General features: G+C 75.8%; 16 protein-coding genes and 1 pseudogene. 4 read left to right on the forward strand and 13 right to left on the reverse strand.

Features of this window, described 5'->3' with window-relative positions; genetic code table 11:
• The 3 genes from ACRYM0_RS16040 to ACRYM0_RS16050 form a co-directional block, all read right to left on the reverse strand.
• A partial coding sequence (locus ACRYM0_RS16040) for a polysaccharide pyruvyl transferase family protein (protein WP_432506770.1) occupies window positions 1–1,018 on the reverse strand: 1,018 nt, incomplete at its 3' end.
• Window positions 1,019–1,035: 17 nt separating this feature from the next.
• On the reverse strand, window positions 1,036–2,025 hold the full coding sequence (locus ACRYM0_RS16045; protein WP_432506772.1) for a DNA-3-methyladenine glycosylase family protein: 990 nt from the start codon (window positions 2,023–2,025) through the stop codon (window positions 1,036–1,038).
• A 13-nt stretch (window positions 2,026–2,038) separates the two neighbouring features.
• Complete coding sequence (locus ACRYM0_RS16050; RefSeq protein ID WP_432506774.1) at window positions 2,039–2,728, reverse strand: TetR/AcrR family transcriptional regulator; 690 nt, start codon at window positions 2,726–2,728, stop codon at window positions 2,039–2,041.
• 211 nt (window positions 2,729–2,939) lie between these two features.
• Between ACRYM0_RS16050 and ACRYM0_RS16055 the strand changes: the two genes are divergently transcribed.
• The 3 genes from ACRYM0_RS16055 (at window position 2,940) to ACRYM0_RS16065 (ending at window position 6,538) form a co-directional block, all read left to right on the forward strand.
• Window positions 2,940–4,205, forward strand: coding sequence for an MFS transporter (locus ACRYM0_RS16055; RefSeq protein ID WP_432506795.1), 1,266 nt, complete (start codon window positions 2,940–2,942; stop codon window positions 4,203–4,205).
• Between the two features lie 104 nt (window positions 4,206–4,309).
• On the forward strand, window positions 4,310–6,010 hold the full coding sequence (locus ACRYM0_RS16060; protein WP_432506797.1) for a glycoside hydrolase family 3 protein: 1,701 nt from the start codon (window positions 4,310–4,312) through the stop codon (window positions 6,008–6,010).
• A gap of 171 nt (window positions 6,011–6,181) precedes the next feature.
• Window positions 6,182–6,538, forward strand: coding sequence for a GNAT family N-acetyltransferase (locus ACRYM0_RS16065; RefSeq protein ID WP_432506776.1), 357 nt, complete (start codon window positions 6,182–6,184; stop codon window positions 6,536–6,538).
• Between the two features lie 25 nt (window positions 6,539–6,563).
• Here the strand turns inward: ACRYM0_RS16065 and ACRYM0_RS16070 are convergent, their stop codons facing one another.
• The 9 genes from ACRYM0_RS16070 to ACRYM0_RS16110 all read right to left on the reverse strand — a co-directional run bounded on the left by ACRYM0_RS16070 (window position 6,564) and on the right by ACRYM0_RS16110 (window position 16,622).
• The gene (locus ACRYM0_RS16070; RefSeq protein ID WP_432506778.1) at window positions 6,564–6,827 is read right to left on the reverse strand and encodes a hypothetical protein; all 264 of its coding nucleotides are present in this window, start codon (window positions 6,825–6,827) and stop codon (window positions 6,564–6,566) included.
• Between the two features lie 135 nt (window positions 6,828–6,962).
• Window positions 6,963–8,009 carry an ABC transporter ATP-binding protein gene (locus ACRYM0_RS16075; protein WP_432506780.1) on the reverse strand — a complete coding sequence of 349 codons (1,047 nt, stop codon included), beginning with the start codon at window positions 8,007–8,009 and terminating at the stop codon, window positions 6,963–6,965.
• Window positions 8,006–9,043 carry an ABC transporter ATP-binding protein gene (locus ACRYM0_RS16080; protein WP_432506782.1) on the reverse strand — a complete coding sequence of 346 codons (1,038 nt, stop codon included), beginning with the start codon at window positions 9,041–9,043 and terminating at the stop codon, window positions 8,006–8,008. Before ACRYM0_RS16080 ends, ACRYM0_RS16075 begins: the two co-directional genes overlap by 4 nt.
• The gene (locus ACRYM0_RS16085; RefSeq protein ID WP_432506784.1) at window positions 9,040–9,996 is read right to left on the reverse strand and encodes an ABC transporter permease; all 957 of its coding nucleotides are present in this window, start codon (window positions 9,994–9,996) and stop codon (window positions 9,040–9,042) included. The genes ACRYM0_RS16080 and ACRYM0_RS16085 overlap by 4 nt, the downstream gene beginning before the upstream one ends.
• Window positions 9,993–10,934 carry an ABC transporter permease gene (locus ACRYM0_RS16090; protein WP_432506786.1) on the reverse strand — a complete coding sequence of 314 codons (942 nt, stop codon included), beginning with the start codon at window positions 10,932–10,934 and terminating at the stop codon, window positions 9,993–9,995. Before ACRYM0_RS16090 ends, ACRYM0_RS16085 begins: the two co-directional genes overlap by 4 nt.
• The gene (locus ACRYM0_RS16095) at window positions 10,931–12,454 is read right to left on the reverse strand and encodes an ABC transporter substrate-binding protein (RefSeq protein WP_432506788.1); all 1,524 of its coding nucleotides are present in this window, start codon (window positions 12,452–12,454) and stop codon (window positions 10,931–10,933) included. Before ACRYM0_RS16095 ends, ACRYM0_RS16090 begins: the two co-directional genes overlap by 4 nt.
• A 225-nt stretch (window positions 12,455–12,679) precedes the next feature.
• The gene (locus ACRYM0_RS16100) at window positions 12,680–13,651 is read right to left on the reverse strand and encodes a lysylphosphatidylglycerol synthase domain-containing protein (RefSeq protein ID WP_432506790.1); all 972 of its coding nucleotides are present in this window, start codon (window positions 13,649–13,651) and stop codon (window positions 12,680–12,682) included.
• 5 nt (window positions 13,652–13,656) lie between these two features.
• Complete coding sequence (locus ACRYM0_RS16105; protein WP_432506792.1) at window positions 13,657–15,636, reverse strand: glycosyltransferase; 1,980 nt, start codon at window positions 15,634–15,636, stop codon at window positions 13,657–13,659.
• Entirely contained in the window at window positions 15,633–16,622 is a 990-nt protein-coding gene (locus ACRYM0_RS16110) for a glycosyltransferase family 2 protein (protein ID WP_432506793.1), read from the reverse strand. Before ACRYM0_RS16110 ends, ACRYM0_RS16105 begins: the two co-directional genes overlap by 4 nt.
• Window positions 16,623–16,699: 77 nt before the next feature.
• Between ACRYM0_RS16110 and ACRYM0_RS16115 the strand changes: the two genes are divergently transcribed.
• Window positions 16,700–17,446 (forward strand): class I SAM-dependent methyltransferase, encoded by a 747-nt coding sequence (locus ACRYM0_RS16115; RefSeq protein ID WP_432506794.1) that lies wholly within the window; start codon window positions 16,700–16,702, stop codon window positions 17,444–17,446.
• An 18-nt stretch (window positions 17,447–17,464) separates the two neighbouring features.
• On the opposite strand, the pseudogene ACRYM0_RS16120 reads toward ACRYM0_RS16115, so the two are convergent.
• Window positions 17,465–18,164: pseudogene (locus ACRYM0_RS16120) on the reverse strand (hypothetical protein); the annotation flags it as partial.

Consider the following 18,164-nt stretch of genomic DNA (forward strand, 5'->3'; position numbering starts at 1 on the left):
GGTAGACGTTGACCAGGCTGCGCGGCAGCGGCCGCACGTGCGGCTCGACGGCGAACGCCAGCCCGATCGGGTGACCGGGCGGGGGGTAGGGGGCGGCGCTGAGCGCGTCGAGCTGCTCGGCGCCGGCGGCGGGCGCCTGCTCGCGCGCCGCCGCCGCGGCCGCGCGGCCGCTGCCGGAGGTGCACCAGGCCAGCTGCTCGTCCAGCGCGGCGGCTCCGTCGGGGGCCAGGACCTCCTCGGCGCCCAGCACCCCCGCCCAGCCCCACGCCCGCGCCTGGGCGCTCACCTTGCCGCCACCGGCGACGGGGTCCACGGCGAGCGCCGGCACCCCCGCGCGCAGGGCGAGGACGAGGCCGTGCAGGCGGGTGGTGACCACGACGTCCAGGCGGGAGACCACGGCCAGGACCTGCTCGGCGGTGGCGGGCAGGCGCCAGTCGCGCGGGTCGACGCGGGTGTCCAGCTCCAGGCGGGCCACGTCCAGGCCGCCCAGCCAGCCGGTGAGCGCGTCGGCCACCTGCTCGTGGCGGCGGCGCGCGCCGTACTCGCCCTGCCCGCGGGTGAGGTACGCGCCGATGACGGGCACGGCCGGCACGGCGGGGCGGGCCGCGAGGTCGCGGCCCGCCGCGGCGCCCGGGGCGTCGCGCGGCACCACGGCGTGGAAGCCGGTCACGGCGGGGTCGGCGGCGTCCAGGACGGAGACCCCCACGGCCAGGCGGCGGGCGTGCGGGAAGCGCTCGTGGACCTGCTGCACGGGCCGGCCGGTCAGCGGCCCGCACGCCCACACGACGTGCGTGTACGCGGCCGGGTCGACCCGCAGGACCTGCTCGGCGTCCTCGTACAGCAACCCGCCGCGCGGGCCGTACGCCCGCAGGACCGCGGGGCTGAAGGCGAGGTCGACCTGCGCGCCCGCGTCGCGCAGGCGCTGCGCGACCGCCTCGGTGCTGAGCAGGTCGCCGGCCGTGGCCTCGCCGTGCAGGACGCTGGACCAGCCGATGAGGAGCACGCGCACGCGGTGCATCCCACCAGCCGCACCGCTCAGGCGCCGCGGCGGGGTCGGTGGGCGCGCAGGGCGCGGTTCGGGGTGTGCGTGGGCAGGGCGGCGCGGGGGCCGCGGCGGGGCCGGCGCACCCCGGCGAGCACGAGCAGGCGCTGCACCCGGTAGCGGTGCCCGCGGTAGCACTCGATGACCTCGGCGCACCCGGCGTCGTCGAGGACCTCGCCGGTCAGCGCCCAGGAGACGTCGGCGGCGACGTGCAGGTCGCCGAAGGAGAAGGCGTCGGGGTGGCCGTGGGCGCGGGCGCGCACCTCCGCGGAGGTCCACACGCCGATGCCGGGCAGGGAGCGCAGGGCCCGGTCGGCGGTGGCCTCGTCCATCGCCAGGGTCCGTTCCAGGGCGGCGGCGCGGGGCGCGGCCAGGATGGTGACCTTGCGACGGCGCAGTTCCACGCCGGCCGCGAGCCACTCCCAGGACGGCACCTCCAGCCAGTCCTCCGGCGCCGGGGGCACCCACACCCCCGCCGGTCCCGGGGCGGGCTCGCCGAAGCGCAGCACGAGGCGGCGCCAGCCGGCGAACGCCTCGCGGGTGGTGACGACCTGCTCCAGCGCGGAGGCCGACAGCGCCTCGAACACCGCTCGGGTGCGCGGCTGGCGCCAGCAGGGGTGGGCCCGCCAGGCGTCGTGCAGGGCGGTGTGCTCGCGCAGCGGGCGGAACTCGGCGTGGGTGGTGTCGGCGGCGCCCAGCAGGTCCGGCACGCCGTCCAGGGCCCAGTCGGCGCCGGGGCCCCAGGCGCGGGCCTCGACCTCCCCGGTGCGCGGGTGCGGCAGCAGGTGCAGCTGGGCGGGCCCGTGCGGGGTGCGGGTGGCGCGGCGCACGCTGCCGTCGTCCTCCCGGCGGAAGGTGGGGTCGGCCGCGCCGCGGCGCAGCACCGAGACGGTGCACGCCAGGTCCAGGTCCCAGCCGGGCCGCCAGCGGCGCACCAGGGGTGCGCCGGCGTGCGCGTCGGCGCGCTCGGTGGGGACGCTCACCGTTCCACGGTAGTCAGGCGCCGGTGGTGGTGGGTGCGGCCGGGCGCAGCTGCGCGGGCCAGGCGTCCTCGACGAACACCGCGCGCACCAGGTCCGCGAGCAGCGCGGTGACGTCGGCGTCGGCCGGGTCCAGCAGCCACTGCACCTGGGCGCCGTCCTGCAGGGCGAACACGGCGCGCGCCGTGCGGCGGGGGTCGACGTGGGCGCGCAGCAGGCCCTGCGCGCGGGCCCGCTCCAGCTGCGCCGACATGCCCTCGACGGCCGCGCGGTAGCGCTCGCGGTAGTAGCCGTGCGCGGGGTGCTCGGGAGCGGTCGCCTCCGCGGAGGTGACCGCGAACAGCGCGACCAGGCCGGGCGCGGTCGCGTTGACCTCGGACAGGCGCAGCACCAGGGCGGGCAGCTCGCGGGGGTCGTCGACGCCCTCGAACACCGCCGCGGTGCGCTCGTCGCGCCGGCGCAGGACGGCCATCAGCAGCTCGTCCTTGCCGGGGAAGTGGTGCAGCAGCGTGGGGTGCGAGACGCCGCAGGCGCGCGCCAGGTCGCGCAGGGAGGTGCCGCGGTAGCCGCCCTCGCCGAACAGGCGGGTGGCGACCTCGAGGATCTGCTCGCGGCGGGCGTCGCGCTGGGCGCGGCGCGAACCCGGCGCCGGGGCCGGCTCGTCGGGTGCGGGCCCGTGCGGGTCCACCGCGGTCACCCGGCTCACGTCGCCTCCTCCAGCGCGGCCGCCCGTGGCCGTGCGCGCGCAGGGTAACGGACCGGCCCGTCCTGTTAGTCGCGCGACGGTCCCCCGTCCGGTGCAACGCTCACCTACCGACTGGTAGACGAGAGGCGTACTCTCCCGGGGTGCGCCGCCGCGGCGGCGCAGGGGAACGCGCCCGCGACGGGCGCAGGACGAAGGAGTCGCAGTGACGCAGATGAGCACCCCCGCCGCACCCGGCGCGACGAACCCGCCGCCGGCACGACCCGGCCGGGGGTTCGTGCCCCTGCTGGGAGCGGCCAACTTCGGCGCCTACCTCGCGCTGCTGACCCCCGTCCTCGTCGGCCTGTCGCTGAAGGTCACCGAGATCGCCGGTGACGACAAGGCCACCGCCCTGGGCCTGGTCACCGGCGTGGGCGCGCTGTTCGCGCTGTTCGCCAACCCGCTCATCGGGCGCCTGTCGGACCGCACCACCTCCCGGCTGGGGATGCGCCGGCCGTGGATCCTCGGCGGCGCCGTCATCGGGGTCGCCGCGCTCGCCCTCATCGGCGCCGCGCAGTCGGTGTGGGTGGTGCTCGTGGGCTGGTGCCTGGCGCAGACCGCCTTCAACGCGGTGCTCGCCGCGGCGAACGCCACCATCCCGGACCAGGTGCCCGAGCGCGAGCGGGGCCGGGCCTCGGGCGTGGTCGGCATCGGCACCCCGCTGGCCATCGTGGTCGGCTCGTGGGTGGTGAACCTGCTGGACTCCTCCCTCGCGCGGTTCCTGGTGCCCGGCGCCCTCGGCGGCGCCCTCGCCGTGCTGTTCGCCCTCGCGCTGCGCGACCGCCGACTGGTGCAGGCGCCCGCCGGGCGCCTGAGCGCCCGCGAGTTCTTCGGCTCCTTCGTCTTCGACCCGCGAACGCACCCCGACTTCGGGTGGGTGTGGCTGGGCCGGTTCGCGATGTTCTTCGGCTACGCCGGCATCAGCGCCTACCTGCTCTTCTACCTCACCGACGAGCTGGGCCTGTCCGAGAGCAGGGCCGTGAGCGTCATCGCCCTGGCCAACACCGCCGCGGCCGTGCTGATGATCGCCTCCAGCCTGCTGGGCGGTGTGCTCTCCGACCGCCTCGGCGCGCGCAAGCCGTTCGTCGCGCTGGCCAGCGCCGTCATGGCCGTGGGGCTGCTGCTGCTCGCCTTCGCGCCGGGCGTGGCCACCGTCGTCGCCGCGCAGGCCGTCATCGGCCTCGGGTTCGGCGCGTTCATGTCGGTGGACATGGCGCTGGCCACCAGCGTCCTGCCGAACCCCGACGAGGCCGCCAAGGACCTGGGCGTGCTGAACATCGCCAACGCCCTGCCGCAGTCCATCGCCCCGGCCGTCGCCCCGGCCGTCATCGCCGCCGGCGCCCACCTGCCCATCGGCGGGTACAGCACCTGGTACCTGCTGGGCGCGATCGTGGTGTTCGCCGGCTCGGCGTGCGTGTTCCGCGTGAAGGCCGTCAAGTGACCCCGACCCAGGAGGACGATCCCGTGACCACCGAAGCACCCGCACCGCCCTACCGGAACGCCTCCCTGCCCCTCGAGCAGCGCGTGGCGGACCTCCTCTCGCGCATGACGCTCGAGGAGAAGGCCGGCCTGATGTTCCAGGACATGGTCGCCCCCGGACCCGGCGGGGAACTGGCCGGGGCGAACCCCGCGTTCGGGGCGGGTTCCACCCGCGACGCGGTGGTCGGCAAGCACATGAACCACTTCAACCTCCTGGGCAGCGTCCAGGACGTGCGCGAGACGGCGACCTGGCACAACCGGCTGCAGGAGTGCGCGGCGGCCACCCGGCTGGGGATCCCCGTGACCCTGTCCACCGACCCGCGCAACCACTTCTCCGACAACCCCGGCACAGCCGCGACGGCCGGCGCGTTCTCGCAGTGGCCCGAGACGCTGGGGCTGGCGGCGCTGCGCTCCCCCGAGCTCGTCGAGCGGTTCGCCGACGTCGCCCGGCAGGAGTACCTCGCCGTCGGCATCCGTGCGGCGCTGCACCCGCAGGTGGACCTGGCCACCGAACCGCGCTGGGCGCGCGTGGTGGCCACGTTCGGCGAGGACGCCGACCTGACCAGCGAACTGGTCGCCGCCTACGTGCGCGGTTTCCAGGGCGAGCGGATCGGGCCCGACTCGGTCTCCACGATGACCAAGCACTTCCCCGGCGGCGGTCCGCAGAAGGACGGCGAGGACCCGCACTTCACCTACGGCAAGGAGCAGGTCTACCCGGCGGGGATGTTCGAGCACCACCTGCAGCCGTTCGTGGCGGCCATCGCCGCGGGAACCTCGCAGATCATGCCGTACTACGGGATGCCGGTCGGCACCGAGCATGAGGAGGTCGGGTTCGGGTTCAACAAGAGCGTCGTCACCGGCCTGCTGCGCGAGCGACTGGGCTTCGACGGGATCGTGTGCACCGACTGGGGCCTGCTCACCGACGCGGTGATCCTCGGGCAGGACATGCCCGCGCGCGCCTGGGGCGTGGAGCACCTCAGCCCATTGGAGCGCGCCGAGAAGGTGCTGCTCGCCGGCTGCGACCAGTTCGGCGGGGAGTCCAGGCCCGAACTGGTCGTCGAACTCGTGCGCACCGGGCGAGTGAGCGAGGAGCGCATCGACGTCTCCGTGCGGCGCCTGCTGCGCGAGAAGTTCCGCCTCGGGCTGTTCGAGAACCCCTACGTCGACGTCGAGGCCGCGGTGCGCACCGTCGGCGCCGAGGGTTTCGTCCGCGACGGTGAACTGGCGCAGCGCCGGTCGATGACCCTGCTGACCAACCGCGACGGCGTGCTGCCCCTGGACGCCGCGACGGCCGGCGCCGTGTACGTGGAGGGCGTGGACCCCGAGCTGGTGCGCCGCCGCGGCCTGCGGGTCGTGGACGACCCGGCGCAGGCCCGGCTGGCGCTGGTGCGCCTGCGCGCGCCCTACGAGCCCCGCCCCGGCGGCTTCGAGGCGATGTTCCACGCCGGCTCGCTGGAGTTCCCGCCCGCCGAGAAGGAGCGGCTGCGCGCCCTGCTGGCGACCGTGCCGACCGTGGTGGACCTCTACCTGGACCGCGCCGCGGTCGTGCCCGAGCTGGCCGAGGGGGCCGCCGCGCTGCTGGTGGACCACGGCAGCAGCGCCGAGGCCTTCCTCGACGTCGCCCTGGGCGTCGTCGCGCCCGAGGGCAGGCTGCCCTTCGACCTGCCGTCCTCGACGGCGGCCGTCGAGCGCAGCCGCCCCGACGCCCCGTTCGACACCGAGGCCCCCCTCTTCCGCTTCGGCCACGGTCTGTCCTACGGCGGCTGAGGCCCCTCGTCCCCGCCGGCGACCGGGCGCCGCTCGCCCCGGTCGCCGGCGGACCACCCGGCGCGCCCGCCCCCACCGGGGCCACGGGGCGGACACTCCCCTGTCATCCTGGCGCCGGAGGCTGTTCACTGCTCCACGACGGCCGTCGCCCCGACCGACAGGAGAGGCACCGTGAGCACCACGCCAGAGCAGACTGCGCCCGACGTCGCGCCCGAGCAGCAGCTCGTCGTGACCGACAACGCCGAGCTGTCCCGCTTCGAGGGCCGGGTGGGCGGGGAGCTGGCCGCCGTCGCCGTCTACTCCCCCGCACCGCGCTTCCTGGTGTTCTCCCACACCGAGGTGCTGCCGGGCTTCGAGAGCCGCGGCATCGCCTCCGCCGTGGTGCGCCACGCGCTGGAGGAGGTGCGCGAGCGCGGGCTGACCGCCGTGCCGCTGTGCCCGTTCGTGTCCCGCTGGATCCAGCGGCACCCGGAGTTCTCCGACGTGGTGCAGCGCACCTCCACCCGGGTGCCGCGCGACGAGGACTGACGCGCGGGCGTCGCCGGCGGGGCCGTCAGCGCGCGGCGCGGCGGACCGGCTCGTGCAGGGACAGCGAGGCGATGGAGTCGCACAGGTGCGGCAGCGACTCCAGCACCTGCTCGGCCACCTCCAGCGCCAGCGCGGTGGAGGACAGCACGGTCACCGTCAGCCGCCCGCGCGTGCTGGGTCCCTGGGAGACGAAGCAGCCGGGCACCGCCGCGGCGATGCCGGACAGGAACCCGTTGAGCTCGCGGGTGCCGATCGGCTTGGTCGTCTCGATCTCGAGGACTGTCTTCACCCGCTCCTCCTCGGCACGCGGACGGGCGGACCGCACCGCGCGGGTGGCGAGAGCCCCTGAACGGAGCACACCGCGGCGTGCGCACGGGTGACGGTGCGCCACCCGACGGGCTGCCGGGCTGGTCAGGCCGACCGGTCAGGCCGGCCGGCGCTGCTCGGCGACGGGCACGCCCACCACGCCGTGCAGGTGACACGCCGCGGTGTGGGCCGGCTCCACCTCCTGCAGCGCCGGGTCCACGTCCGGGCACGGCGCGAACGCGCGCGGGCAGCGGGTGCGGAAGCGGCAGCCGGAGGGCACCCGCGTGGCCGAGGGCACGTCGCCGGACAGCACGATCCGCTCGCGACGGCGCTCGGCGGCCGGGGAGGGCAGCGGCACCGCCGACAGCAGCGCCTGCGCGTACGGGTGCTGCGGGCGGGTGCTGACGGCGTCGGCGTCCCCGACCTCCACCACGCGTCCCAGGTACATGACGGCGATGCGGTCGCTGACGTGCCGCACCGCGGCCAGGTCGTGCGAGACGAACAGGTACGTCAGGCCCAGGCGCTGCTGCAGGTCGCGCAGCAGGTTCAGCACCTGCGCCTGCACGCTGACGTCGAGCGAGGCGATGGCCTCGTCGCACACCACGAAGTCCGGCTCACCCGCCAGGGCCCTGGCGATGCCGACGCGCTGGCGCTGGCCCCCGGAGAACTCGTGCGGGTAGCGCGAGGCCACCGACGGGTCCAGGCCCACCAGCTCCAGCAGTTCCGCCACCCGCGCGGCCCGGGCCTCGGCGCCGCGGTGCAGGCCGTGCACCTGCAGCGGCTCCGCGACGGTCTGCCCCACGGTGGTGCGCGGGTCCAGCGACGCGTACGGGTCCTGGAAGACCATCACGGCGCGCCGGCGCAGCGCGCGCAGCTCGCGCGCGCCCAGCGCGGTGACGTCGGTGCCGTCGAACTCGACCGTGCCCGCCGTCGGCTCCACCAGGCGCAGCAGCGCGTTGCCCAGGGTGGACTTGCCGCACCCGGACTCCCCGACCAGCCCGAGGGTCTCGCCGCGGCGGATGTCCAGGTCGACCCCGTCCACCGCCCGGACCTCGCCGGTGCGCCGGCGGCGCACGCCCTTCGAGCGCACCGGGAAGTGCACCTGCAGGCCCCGGGCCCGCACCAGCACGTCGTCGCCCGCGCGCTCCCGCGCCCCGTCGTTCACGGACCCACCTCCCCGGCGTCGCGCGCCGCGTCGTAGAACGTCGCCGCCCGGTGCGGCACCCGGCCCGTGCCCCCGCCCGCCCCGGCGCCCACGGCGGTCAGCGGCGGCTGCTCGGTGGCGCAGCGCTCGTGGCCGCGCACCGGGCAGCGCGGCCAGAACACGCACCCGGGCGGCAGGTCGGTGGGCGGCGGCGGGGTGCCGCCGATGGCGACGAGCTCGCGGCGCCGGCCGCCCGGCTCGTCGTCGTGCAGCTGCGGCAGCGACCCCAGCAGCCCCTGCGTGTAGGGGTGCGCGGGGTGCTCGAAGACGTCGTCGACGGTGCCGTCCTCCACGCAGCGCCCGCCGTACATCACCAGCACCCGGTCGGCGATCCCGGCGACCACCCCCAGGTCGTGGGTGATCCACACCACGCCGGTGTCGTGCTCGTCCTGCAGGCGGGCCACCAGGTCCAGGATCTGCGCCTGCACGGTGACGTCCAGGGCGGTGGTGGCCTCGTCGGCGATGAGCAGGGCGGGGTCCCCGGACAGGGCGATCGCGATGACGACGCGCTGGCGCATCCCGCCGGAGAGCTCGTGCGGGAAGCGGTCCAGCGCCCCGCGCGGGTCGGGGAGGCCCACGTCGGCGAGCAGCTGCGCGGCGCGCTCGCGCGCCTCCTTCTTCCCGGAGACCGCGCGGTGCGCGAGCAGCCCCTCGGTGAGCTGGCGGCCGATCGTCAGCACCGGGTTCAGCGACGTCATGGGGTCCTGGAACACCATGCCGACGCCGTCGCCGCGCACGGCGCGCAGCTCCCGCTCGCGCATGCCCAGCAGGTCCCGGCCGCGGAAGAGCGCGCTGCCGGAGACGCGGGCCTGCTTGGGCAGCAGCCCGAGCAGGGCCATGACCGACACGCTCTTGCCGCTGCCGGACTCCCCCACGACGGCGACCGTCTCGCCCGGCGCCACGGAGTAGCTCAGCCCGTTGACGATCTGGGCGCTGCCGCGGGGGGTGTCCATCCGCACCCGCAGGTCCTGGACGGTCAGCACCGGCTCGCTCACGCGCCCACCCCCGCCCGGCCGCGCCGGCGCGGCTTCGCCCGCGCGGCCTCCAGCGCGCTGCGCTGCTGCGGGTCCAGCACGTCGCGCAGCCCGTCGCCCAGCAGGTTGAACGCCAGCACCAGCAGCACGATCGCCAGGCCGGGGAACACCGCCATCCACCACGCGTCCTCCAGGTAGCCGCGGCCCTCCGAGAGCATCCGCCCCCAGCTCGGCGCCGGCGGCTGCGTGCCCAGGCCCACGAACGACAGCGCGGCCTCGGCCAGCACCGCGAACGCCAGGCTCACCGACGTCTGCACGATGATCGGCGGGGCGGCGTTCGGCAGCACGTGCCGCAGCAGCATCCGGGCGTCGGAGACGCCCACCGAGCGCGAGGCCCGCACGAACACGCTCTCCTTCACGCCCAGCACTGCCGCGCGCGTGACCCGCGCGAACACCGGCGTGTACGTGATGCCGATGGCGATCATGGCGTTCGTGGTGCCCGGCCCCAGGATCGCGATGACCGCGATGGCCAGCAGGATCGCGGGGAACGCGAACAGCACGTCCATCAGGCGCATGAGCACCGTGTCCAGCCAGCGCCCGTAGTACCCCGCGAGCAGGCCGACGGTGACGCCGACCAGCAGGGAGAAACCCACCGCCACCGCGCCCACCTGCAGTGAGACCGCCGCACCCAGCACCACGCGGCTGAGGACGTCGCGGCCCAGGTCGTCCGTCCCGAACCAGTGCCCCTCGCCCGGTGGCAGCAGCCGCTGCTGCACGTCCACCTCGTTGTAGCCGGTGGGGGCGATCAGCTCGTCGAACAGCGCGAGGACCACCACGCCGGCCACGACGAGCACGGCGAACAGGGTCGGCGGCGACGTCAGCAGCAGCTTCAGCGCCGTGGTGAACCGTCCGCGCGCCGGGCGCACCGAGATCCGCCGGGCCGGGACCGCCACGGGGTCCTGGGCGGCGCTCATGCGCTGATCCTCGGGTCGAGCTTGGAGTACAGCAGGTCCACCACCAGGTTCACCAGGAGGAACACGAACGCGAACAGCAGGACCGCGCCCTGCAGGACGGGGTAGTCGCGCGCCTGGACCGCCTGCAGGGCCAGCTGCCCCAGGCCCGGCCAGGCGAACACGATCTCCACCACGACGACCCCGGAGAGCAGGTACGCCAGCTGCACGCCCGTCACCGTCACCAGCGGCAGCAGGGCGTTGCGCAGCACGTGCCAGTTCAGCACCGCGCGGGCGCCCAGGCCCTTCGCGCGGGCGGTGCGCACGTGCTCGGCGCCCAGCGCCTCCAGGACGCTGGAGCGGGTGAAACGCGTCAGCACGCTGCCGGAGACCAGGCCCGTCGTCACCGCCGGCAGCACCAGCGCGCGCGCCCAGCCCAGCGGGTCCTCGCTCAGCGGCACGTAGCCGCCGGCGGGGAACCAGCCCAGCGTCCCGGCGAACAGCAGGATGAGCATGATGCCCATCCAGAACTCCGGGACCGAGATGCCGATCTGGCTCAGGACCGTGCCCACCCCGTCGACGACCGAGCGGGGCCGCAGCGCGGAGGCGGTGCCCAGCGGCACCGCGATGAGCAGCGCCACGAGGATCGAGGCGCCCGCCAGCGACAGCGTCGCCGGCAGGCGCTCCAGGATCAGCGCCGTCACCGGCTCGCCGGAGCGGAAGCTCACGCCCAGGTCCCCGGTGACGGCGCTGGAGATCCACTGCAGGTACTGCACCACCAGCGGCTGGTCCAGGCCGGCGCGCTCGCGCAGCGCCTCGTACGTCTCCTGGTCGAAGCGGGTGCCCAGCGCCAGGCGCACCGGGTCGCCGTCGACGAGGTGCACGAGGGCGAACACCACCACGCTGACGCCGAGCAGGACGACGACGGACTGCACCGCCCGCCGCAGGGCGATCCCCGTCACGAGGGCAGCTCCACCCCCTCGAAGTTCACGGCCTTGTCCGGGCGGATCGTGTAACCGGTCAGCCCGGGCGTCCACGCCTGCACCACGTCGGGGTTGTACAGGTACAGGTAGGACACGTCGTCGACGATCTGCTTGGCCGCCTGGTCGTACAGGTCCTTGCGCTCGTCGCGGTCGGTGGCGACCGCGGCGCGGTTCAGCAGGTCGTCGGTGACGGGGCTGGAGTAGCCCTGGTAGTTGTTCGACCCGCCGGTGCGGTGCTGGCCGTCGTAGTAGTCGAACGGGTCGATGTTGCCCAGCCAGCCGAGCATGAACGCGTCGAAGTCGCCGCGGCCCTGCCGGTCCAGCCAGGTCGCGAAGTCCTCCGTCTGGATCTCCACCTGGATGCCGAGCGGTTCGAGCTGGCTGGCGAGGACCTGCGCGGCCGTCACCGTCTCGGGGTACTCGGAGGTCACCATCAGGCCCATCGTGATCGGGGTGGTGACCCCGGCGCCCTCCAGCAGGCGCTTCGCCTCGTCGACGTCCGTGGTGAAGGGCGCGTAGTCGTAGTACCAGAAGCTGTCCTCGGGGATGGCCGTCTGGTTCGGGCGGGCCGCCTCGAAGCGCGCGGCCTCGGTGACGGCGGAGCGGTCCACGGCCGTGGCGATCGCCCGGCGCACGTCCCTGTTGTCGAACGGCGCCTTGGCGTGGTTCATCGCCAGGTACCAGTAGTCGACGCTGGCGACCTGCCCGAGCTCGACCTGCTCGTCCTGCGCGAGGTCGGAGACGTCCTGGGTGGGGACGTTGTCGGTCCACTGCACCTGGCCGCTGGTCAGCGCGGTCATCGCGGCGGCGGGTTCGGTGATGAACTGGAACGTCATGCCGTCCAGCGCGGAGGCCTCGCCCCAGTAGTCGTCGAAGCGGCTCAGCGAGACCTCGCTGGCGGAGGTGCTGTCCAGCCGGAACGGGCCGGTGCCCACGGCCTGCGTCGTCAGGCTCGCCTCGTCCACGCCCGAGGGCAGGATCGCCATGCCCTTGAAGCCGCCGATCTGCGCCAGCAGCGCCGGCGTCGGCTCGGAGACGGTGATGACGACGGTGCGCGGGTCCTGCGCGCGCACGTCCGTCACGGTGGCGAAGCGGTAGGCGTTGGACAACTGCTGGTCGATGATGCGCTGGTACGAGAAGACGACGTCGTCGGCGTCGAAGGTGGAGCCGTCGTGGAACGTGACGCCGTCGCGCAGCGTGAACGTCCACGTCAGGCCGTCCTCGCTGGTCTCCCAGTCCGTGGCCAGCGACGGCTGCATCACCTGGTCCTCGGCGCCGGGAACGACGAGGGTGTCGTAGACGTTCTCCAGCACCTGGAAGCTGGCGTACGCGGTGGTCTTGTGCGGGTCGAACTGGTCCGGCTGGGCGCTGATGGCCGCGACGAAGGCGCCACCGCCCTCCCCGCCGCCCTGGCCGGTGTCCACGCCCTCGCCGGAGCTGCACCCGGCGACGACGATCGGCGTGGCGGCGAGCGAGCTGAGCACGGTGCGGCGGCGCATGGGGGTTCCTCTTCCGCGGTCGACGGCGTCTGTGCGGCTCCGGCCGCCGAGCGACGCCCGGGGCCGGGCCGACACACCATGCCGACATCCCCCCGCATGCACCAACGGGGATCGCCGTGCGTCGCGATTCTTCACACGATCGCAACCTGCAGCGCCCCCGCCCCACCGCCACCCACCCCACCCGCGGTGATCAAGGAAGTTGCAACTTCCTCGATCACCGCGGGGTCAGGGGGTGGGGCGGGAGGAGGCGCGGCGCAGGCGGTCCAGGGCGCCGGGGGTGGCGGCCAGCGCCGCCACGGCCAGCAGCAGGTCCGCGACCGTCAGCAGCACCCGCGAACCCAGCACCACCACCGCCGGCCCCCCGCCCGAGGCGGCCAGCGCCACCACCGCCGCCAGCACCACCTCCCGCGCCCCCGCACCCGCCGGCGCCAGCACGACGAGGAACCCCACGATCCACGCCAGCGCGTACCCGCCGACCGCCAGCGCCAGCAGCCGCCCCGCCGGCCAGTCCACCCCCAGGGACCGCACCAGCACGAACACCTGCAGCCCCACCGCCAGCCACGACGCCAGCGCCCATCCCGCGGCGGCCAGCAGGCCCCGCGCCGTCACCGGGTGCTCCAGGGGCTCCTGGCGCGCCAGCCGCAGCAGCACCCCCAGCAGCCGGTTCAGGACCGCCGGCACCAGCAGCACCAGCAGCAGCGGCGCCACCCAGCGCACCCACCCCGCCCACGCGCCGCCCGGCAGGTCCGCGCCGCGCAGGGCGAACGGCAGCACGCCCGTCACCAGCAGCCCGGCCGTCGTCATCGACACCAGCAGCGCCACCGCCAGCGCCGAGCCGGTGCGCCGGCGCGGCACCCCCAGGTCGCGGGCCAGCTCCGCCTGCGCCACGAACTGGAACACCGTGCCCGGCACGTACCGCCCGAGCTGACCGACGAAGAACACCCGTGCCGCGCCCCGCCACGGCAGCGGCGAGCCCAGGTCGGCCAGCACCGCGCGCCACGACGCCCCCGACAGGGCCACGTTCGCCACCGACAGCACCAGCGCCAGGGCCACCGCCCGCGCGTCGACGCGCGCCCACGCGTCGGCGATCGCCGCGCGCTCGCGCACCAGGTACGCCGCCGCCAGCGCGAGGGCCAGCAGCAGGAAGGCGCCGCGCACCCACGGCGAGCGCAGCAGCGCCAGGACCCGGCCCAGCACGCCGCTCAGCGCCGGCGGAACGTCAGCAGGACGAACGTGTAGTCCAGCCCCGTGCGCGCCCAGTGCACCGGCCGCTCGGGGTGCGCCAGGACCTCGTCGGTCAGCTCCCCCACCAGCTCCAGCCCCACCCGGTCCGCCTGCGCCACCAGCTCGCGCACGTCGTCCGGGGAGAAGATGCGCACCGGGGCGCCGTAGGCGGTGATCCCCGTCGTGTCCGGCGGGTCGGCGTCGTAGTCGGTGGACACGCACAGCACCCCGCCGGGGCGCAGCACGCGCGCCGTCTCCGCCAGGAACGCCGGCACCGGCACGCCGTGCTCGATGACCGACATGCACGTCACCGCGTCCAGGGAACCGCCCGGCAGCCCGGTGGCGGTGACGTCGCCGTGGCGGAACTCCACCCCGTCGCGGTGCACGGGGGCGCCGAACTCCAGGTTGATGCCCGACAGGGCGCCGCGCTCGGCGCCGAAGCCGTACAGCCGCAGCCACGGCAGCACCGGGGAGTAGCGGGCGCTGCCGGCGTCCAGGACGCGCGCGGTGCGCGAGCCGTCGTCGGCGAGGGTGAGCACCGCCGCGACCGCCCCCAGGGCGTCCCAGTTCTTCGGGGAGTCCGGGTGCGGGGGCAGGCGCAGGCGCCTGGCCTGCGCGACGGCGTCGGCGACCTCCGCGGCGTCCTGCAGCACGCCGGTGCGCGGCACCCCGCTGGGCACCGGCCGGCGCGCCGGCGGGGCGGCGAGCTCACGGGCGGCGAGGCTCTCGCCGACGCGGCGCTGCACCCCCACCCGCGCCCACAGGGCGTGCTCGGCGCCGCGCTTGGCGATCGCCAGCAGCCGCCCACCGGGCGGGGCCGCGGCCGTCGCCCCCTCGGCGGCGCGGCGCAGCGCGGCCAGGTAGGCGAACCAGGGCTCCTCCAGGTCCGGTGGCTGCACCCCTTCGCGCAGGCGCTGCAGCCCGCCGCCGGTCAGGCGCAGCAGGCCCTCGGCCAGCGACGGCACGCTGCCGGGCTCGACGAGGACGCCGTCGACGCCGTCGCGCACCTGGGCGGGGAACGAGCCGGTGCGGGTGGCCACCACGGGCAGGCCGTGCGCGAAGGCCAGCAGCGCGTTCTGCGAGGCGGTCGCCGTGCGGTACGGCAGCACCAGCGCGTCGTGCTCGGCCAGCAGCGCCGGCAGCTCGGCGGCGGGCACGTACCCCTCGCGCAGCTCCACGCGACCGCGCAGCCCGGGGGCGCCGGCCAGCTCGCGCACCGCGCGCCCCGCCTCGCCCCACAGCTCCCCGGCGATCGTCAGCCGGGCCGAGGGCACCAGGCGCAGCGCCTCCAGCAGCACGTCCACGCCCTTGTACCCGCGCACCACGCCCAGGCTCAGCAGCCGCACCCCGCCGTCGCGCGGCACCCGCGAGCCGGCCGGGCCGGGCAGCGGCGCACCACCGGGCAGGTGCGGGGGCAGGTCTGCGACCTCCACGTGCGCCGCGCCGAGCGCGCGGGCCAGCTCGGCCTGCGCGTCGGTGTGCACCAGGACCCCGTCCACGGCGGACAGCAGCCTGCGCACCAGCAGCGCGTCCCCGGGCCGCGACTCGTGCGGCAGGACGTTGTGGGCCACCACGACGGTGCGCGCGCCCGAGCGGGCCGCGCGCAGCCCCGCCAGCACACCCAGCAGCGCCGGCACCTGCAGCGGCACCACGTGGGTCAGCACCACCAGGTCCGCGGGGGCGAGCCGGCGGCCGGTGCGCACCCAGGAGGCCGGTGAGCTCCACGCCAGCGAGCGCACCGTGGGCTCGAACTCCGGGACCTCCGGCACCCCGCCGGGCACCTCGGGCCGCCCGGGGTACAGCACCGCGGGGTACTGCCGCGCCCAGGAGACCAGCTTCACGTCCGCGCCGGGGCCGGCGGCCAGGTGGCGGGCCAGCTCGGTGGTGTGCAGCGCCGTGCCGCCCTTGGCGGGGTGGGCCGGACCCACCACGACGGTGCGCTGCGGCTGCCCGCTCACGAGGAGTCCCGCGAGCGCACCACGAGGTCGGCCAGCAGCGCCACCGAACCGATGAGCAGGCCGGAGACCAGCAGCAGCACGGTGTTCGCGGGGAAGTAGAACGCGTGGCGGAACATGTCGGTGACGGCCTTGACGAACCCCAGGCCGAACAGGAACAGCGCCAGCGGCATCAGCACCCGCAGCGGCTCGAAGTACATGACCATCCGCAGCACCTGCAGGATGTAGCGGTAGGCGTCCTTGACGAAGTGGAACTTCGAGGTGCCCGCCCGCTTCGCGTACGCGGTCGGCACGTACTTCACGTCGTGCTGGTTGCACAGGAACGCCAGCGTGATCGTGGTGACGCAGGAGAACCCGGGCGGCAGCAGCCGCAGGTACGGCAGCGAGACCGACTTGCGGAAGGCGCGCAGGCCGGAGTTCAGGTCCGGGATGCGCTGACGGGCCAGCACCTCGGCGACCTTGCGGATGACGAACTTCGCCGGCACCCGCAGGACCTTGTGGCTGCCCTCCTCGGTGGTGCGCGCGCCCACGACCTGGTCGTAGGAGTCGTCCTCCAGCAGCACCCGCACCAGCTCGGGGATGCGCTCGTTCTCGTACGTCATGTCCGCGTCGGTCCACACGACGATCTCGCCGCGGGCCATCTGCGTGCCGATGCGCCGCACCGTGCCGGAGCCGCCGTTGCGGCGGAACGCCACCACCCGCAGGTGCGGGTACCGCTCCTCGGCCCCGCGCAGCACGGCGAGGGTGCCGTCGCTGGAGGCGTCGTCGACCGCGAGGAGCTCGTACGGCATGCCGTCGGCGTCCATCGCCGCGGTGATCCGCTCGATCTCGAGCAGGACGTGCGCCTCCTCGTTGTAGCAGGGCAGCACGATCGTGGCGACGGGCGGGACGTCCTCCCCCACCGGGGGCGGCAGCGGTCCGGGGCCGCCGGCGGGGGCCGGCGGGGCGGGCGGGGACGCGACGGCGTCTGCGGGGAGTTCGGGTGCCATGGCGCTGGGGAGCTTACCCAGGCCGGGGCGGGGGTCCCGGCGCCGAACGGCCCGGGAGCCCGTTGCAGCATGTGCCCGTGGACCCCGACCAGCGCAGGGCGCAGCGCGCCGCCCAGGCCCGATCCTTCGGCGAGGCCGCCGCCGTGTACGAGCGCGCCCGTCCCGGTTACCCCGCCGAGGCCCTGGACTGGGTGCTGCCGGCGGGCGCCCGCCGCGTCCTCGACCTGGGCGCCGGCACCGGCAAGCTGACCCGCCTGCTGCGGGCGCGCGGCCTGGAGGTCGTGGCGGTCGAGCCCACCGCGGGCATGCGCGAGCAGTTCGCCGCGGTGCTGCCGGACGTGGAGGTGCTCGACGGCACCGGCGAGGACCTGCCGCTGCCCGACGGCAGCGTCGACGCCGTCGTCGCGGCGCAGGCCTGGCACTGGGTGGACCCGGACCGGGCGGCGCCGGAGGTGGCGCGGGTGCTGCGCCCGGGCGGGGCGCTGGGGCTGCTGTGGAACGTGCGCGACCCGTCCGTGGACTGGGTGGCGCGCCTGGACCGCACCCTGCCGGGCGCCGGCGAGGAGCACCTGGGCAGCCTCGCCCCGCGCGTGGGCCCGCCCTTCGGGCCGGTCGAGCGCTACGACGTGCGCTGGACGCGTCCCACGAGCGTGGAGGGGCTGCTGGAGCTGACGATGTCGCGCAGCTGGGTCATCACGCTGGACGAGGCGGGCCGCCGTGCCGTGCTGGACGACGTGCGCCGGCAGGCGCAGGAGCGCCTGGACGCGGTCGGGTCGCTGGAGGTGCCGTACGTGACGCGCTGCTCGCGGGCGAAGCTGCCCTGACGGGCGGGGCCGTCGCGCTCACGGCGCCACCCCCGTCACCAGCTCCACGGTGATGGCCTGACCGCCGTCGGGGCGCTCGGTGAGGACGCGCTCGTCCTCGCTGGTGCGCACCCGCGTCACCGTGGTGGGTTCCTCCACGCCCAGGGCGCGCAGCGTGTCGGCCGCGGCGAGGTCGCCGCCGGCGGCGACGAGCACCGGGCGCCCGCCGGCGGCGCGCACCCGCTCGGCCTGGCGCTGCACCGCGGCCCGCAGCACGTCCAGGTACTCCTGCGTGCCGGGGCGGCCCTGCGCGGTGGGCACCACGATCGAGGCGGTGGGCACCGAGCAGGTGCCGCGCAGCACCTGCGGCCACTCGTTGCGCGAGCGCGGGTCCACGGCCAGCGCCACGTCGCCCTCCTGGAAGGACGCGCAGGCCTCGGCCACGGCGGCCAGCTCCCCGCGCTCGGTGCGCTGCCCGGCCAGCGGTGCCGTGGCCAGCGCCGCCGGCACCAGCAGCAGCACCACCCCCGCGGCTCCCACCACCCCCCGCCCCCACCGGGCGGAAACCATGGTTTCCGCCTCCCCGGGGCTTCCCGCAGGGGCGGAAACCATGGTTTCCGCCCGGTGGGGGCGGGTGAGGCGCGGGGCCAGGACGCGCACCGCCCAGGCGACGGCGGGGGTGGCCAGCAGCACCACCGCGGGCAGCACCAGCGGCACGAAGCGGCGGTCGGCGCACGGG

Source organism: Kineococcus arenarius subsp. arenarius, assembly GCF_050871845.1.
Classification (GTDB): Bacteria; Actinomycetota; Actinomycetes; order Actinomycetales; family Kineococcaceae; genus Kineococcus.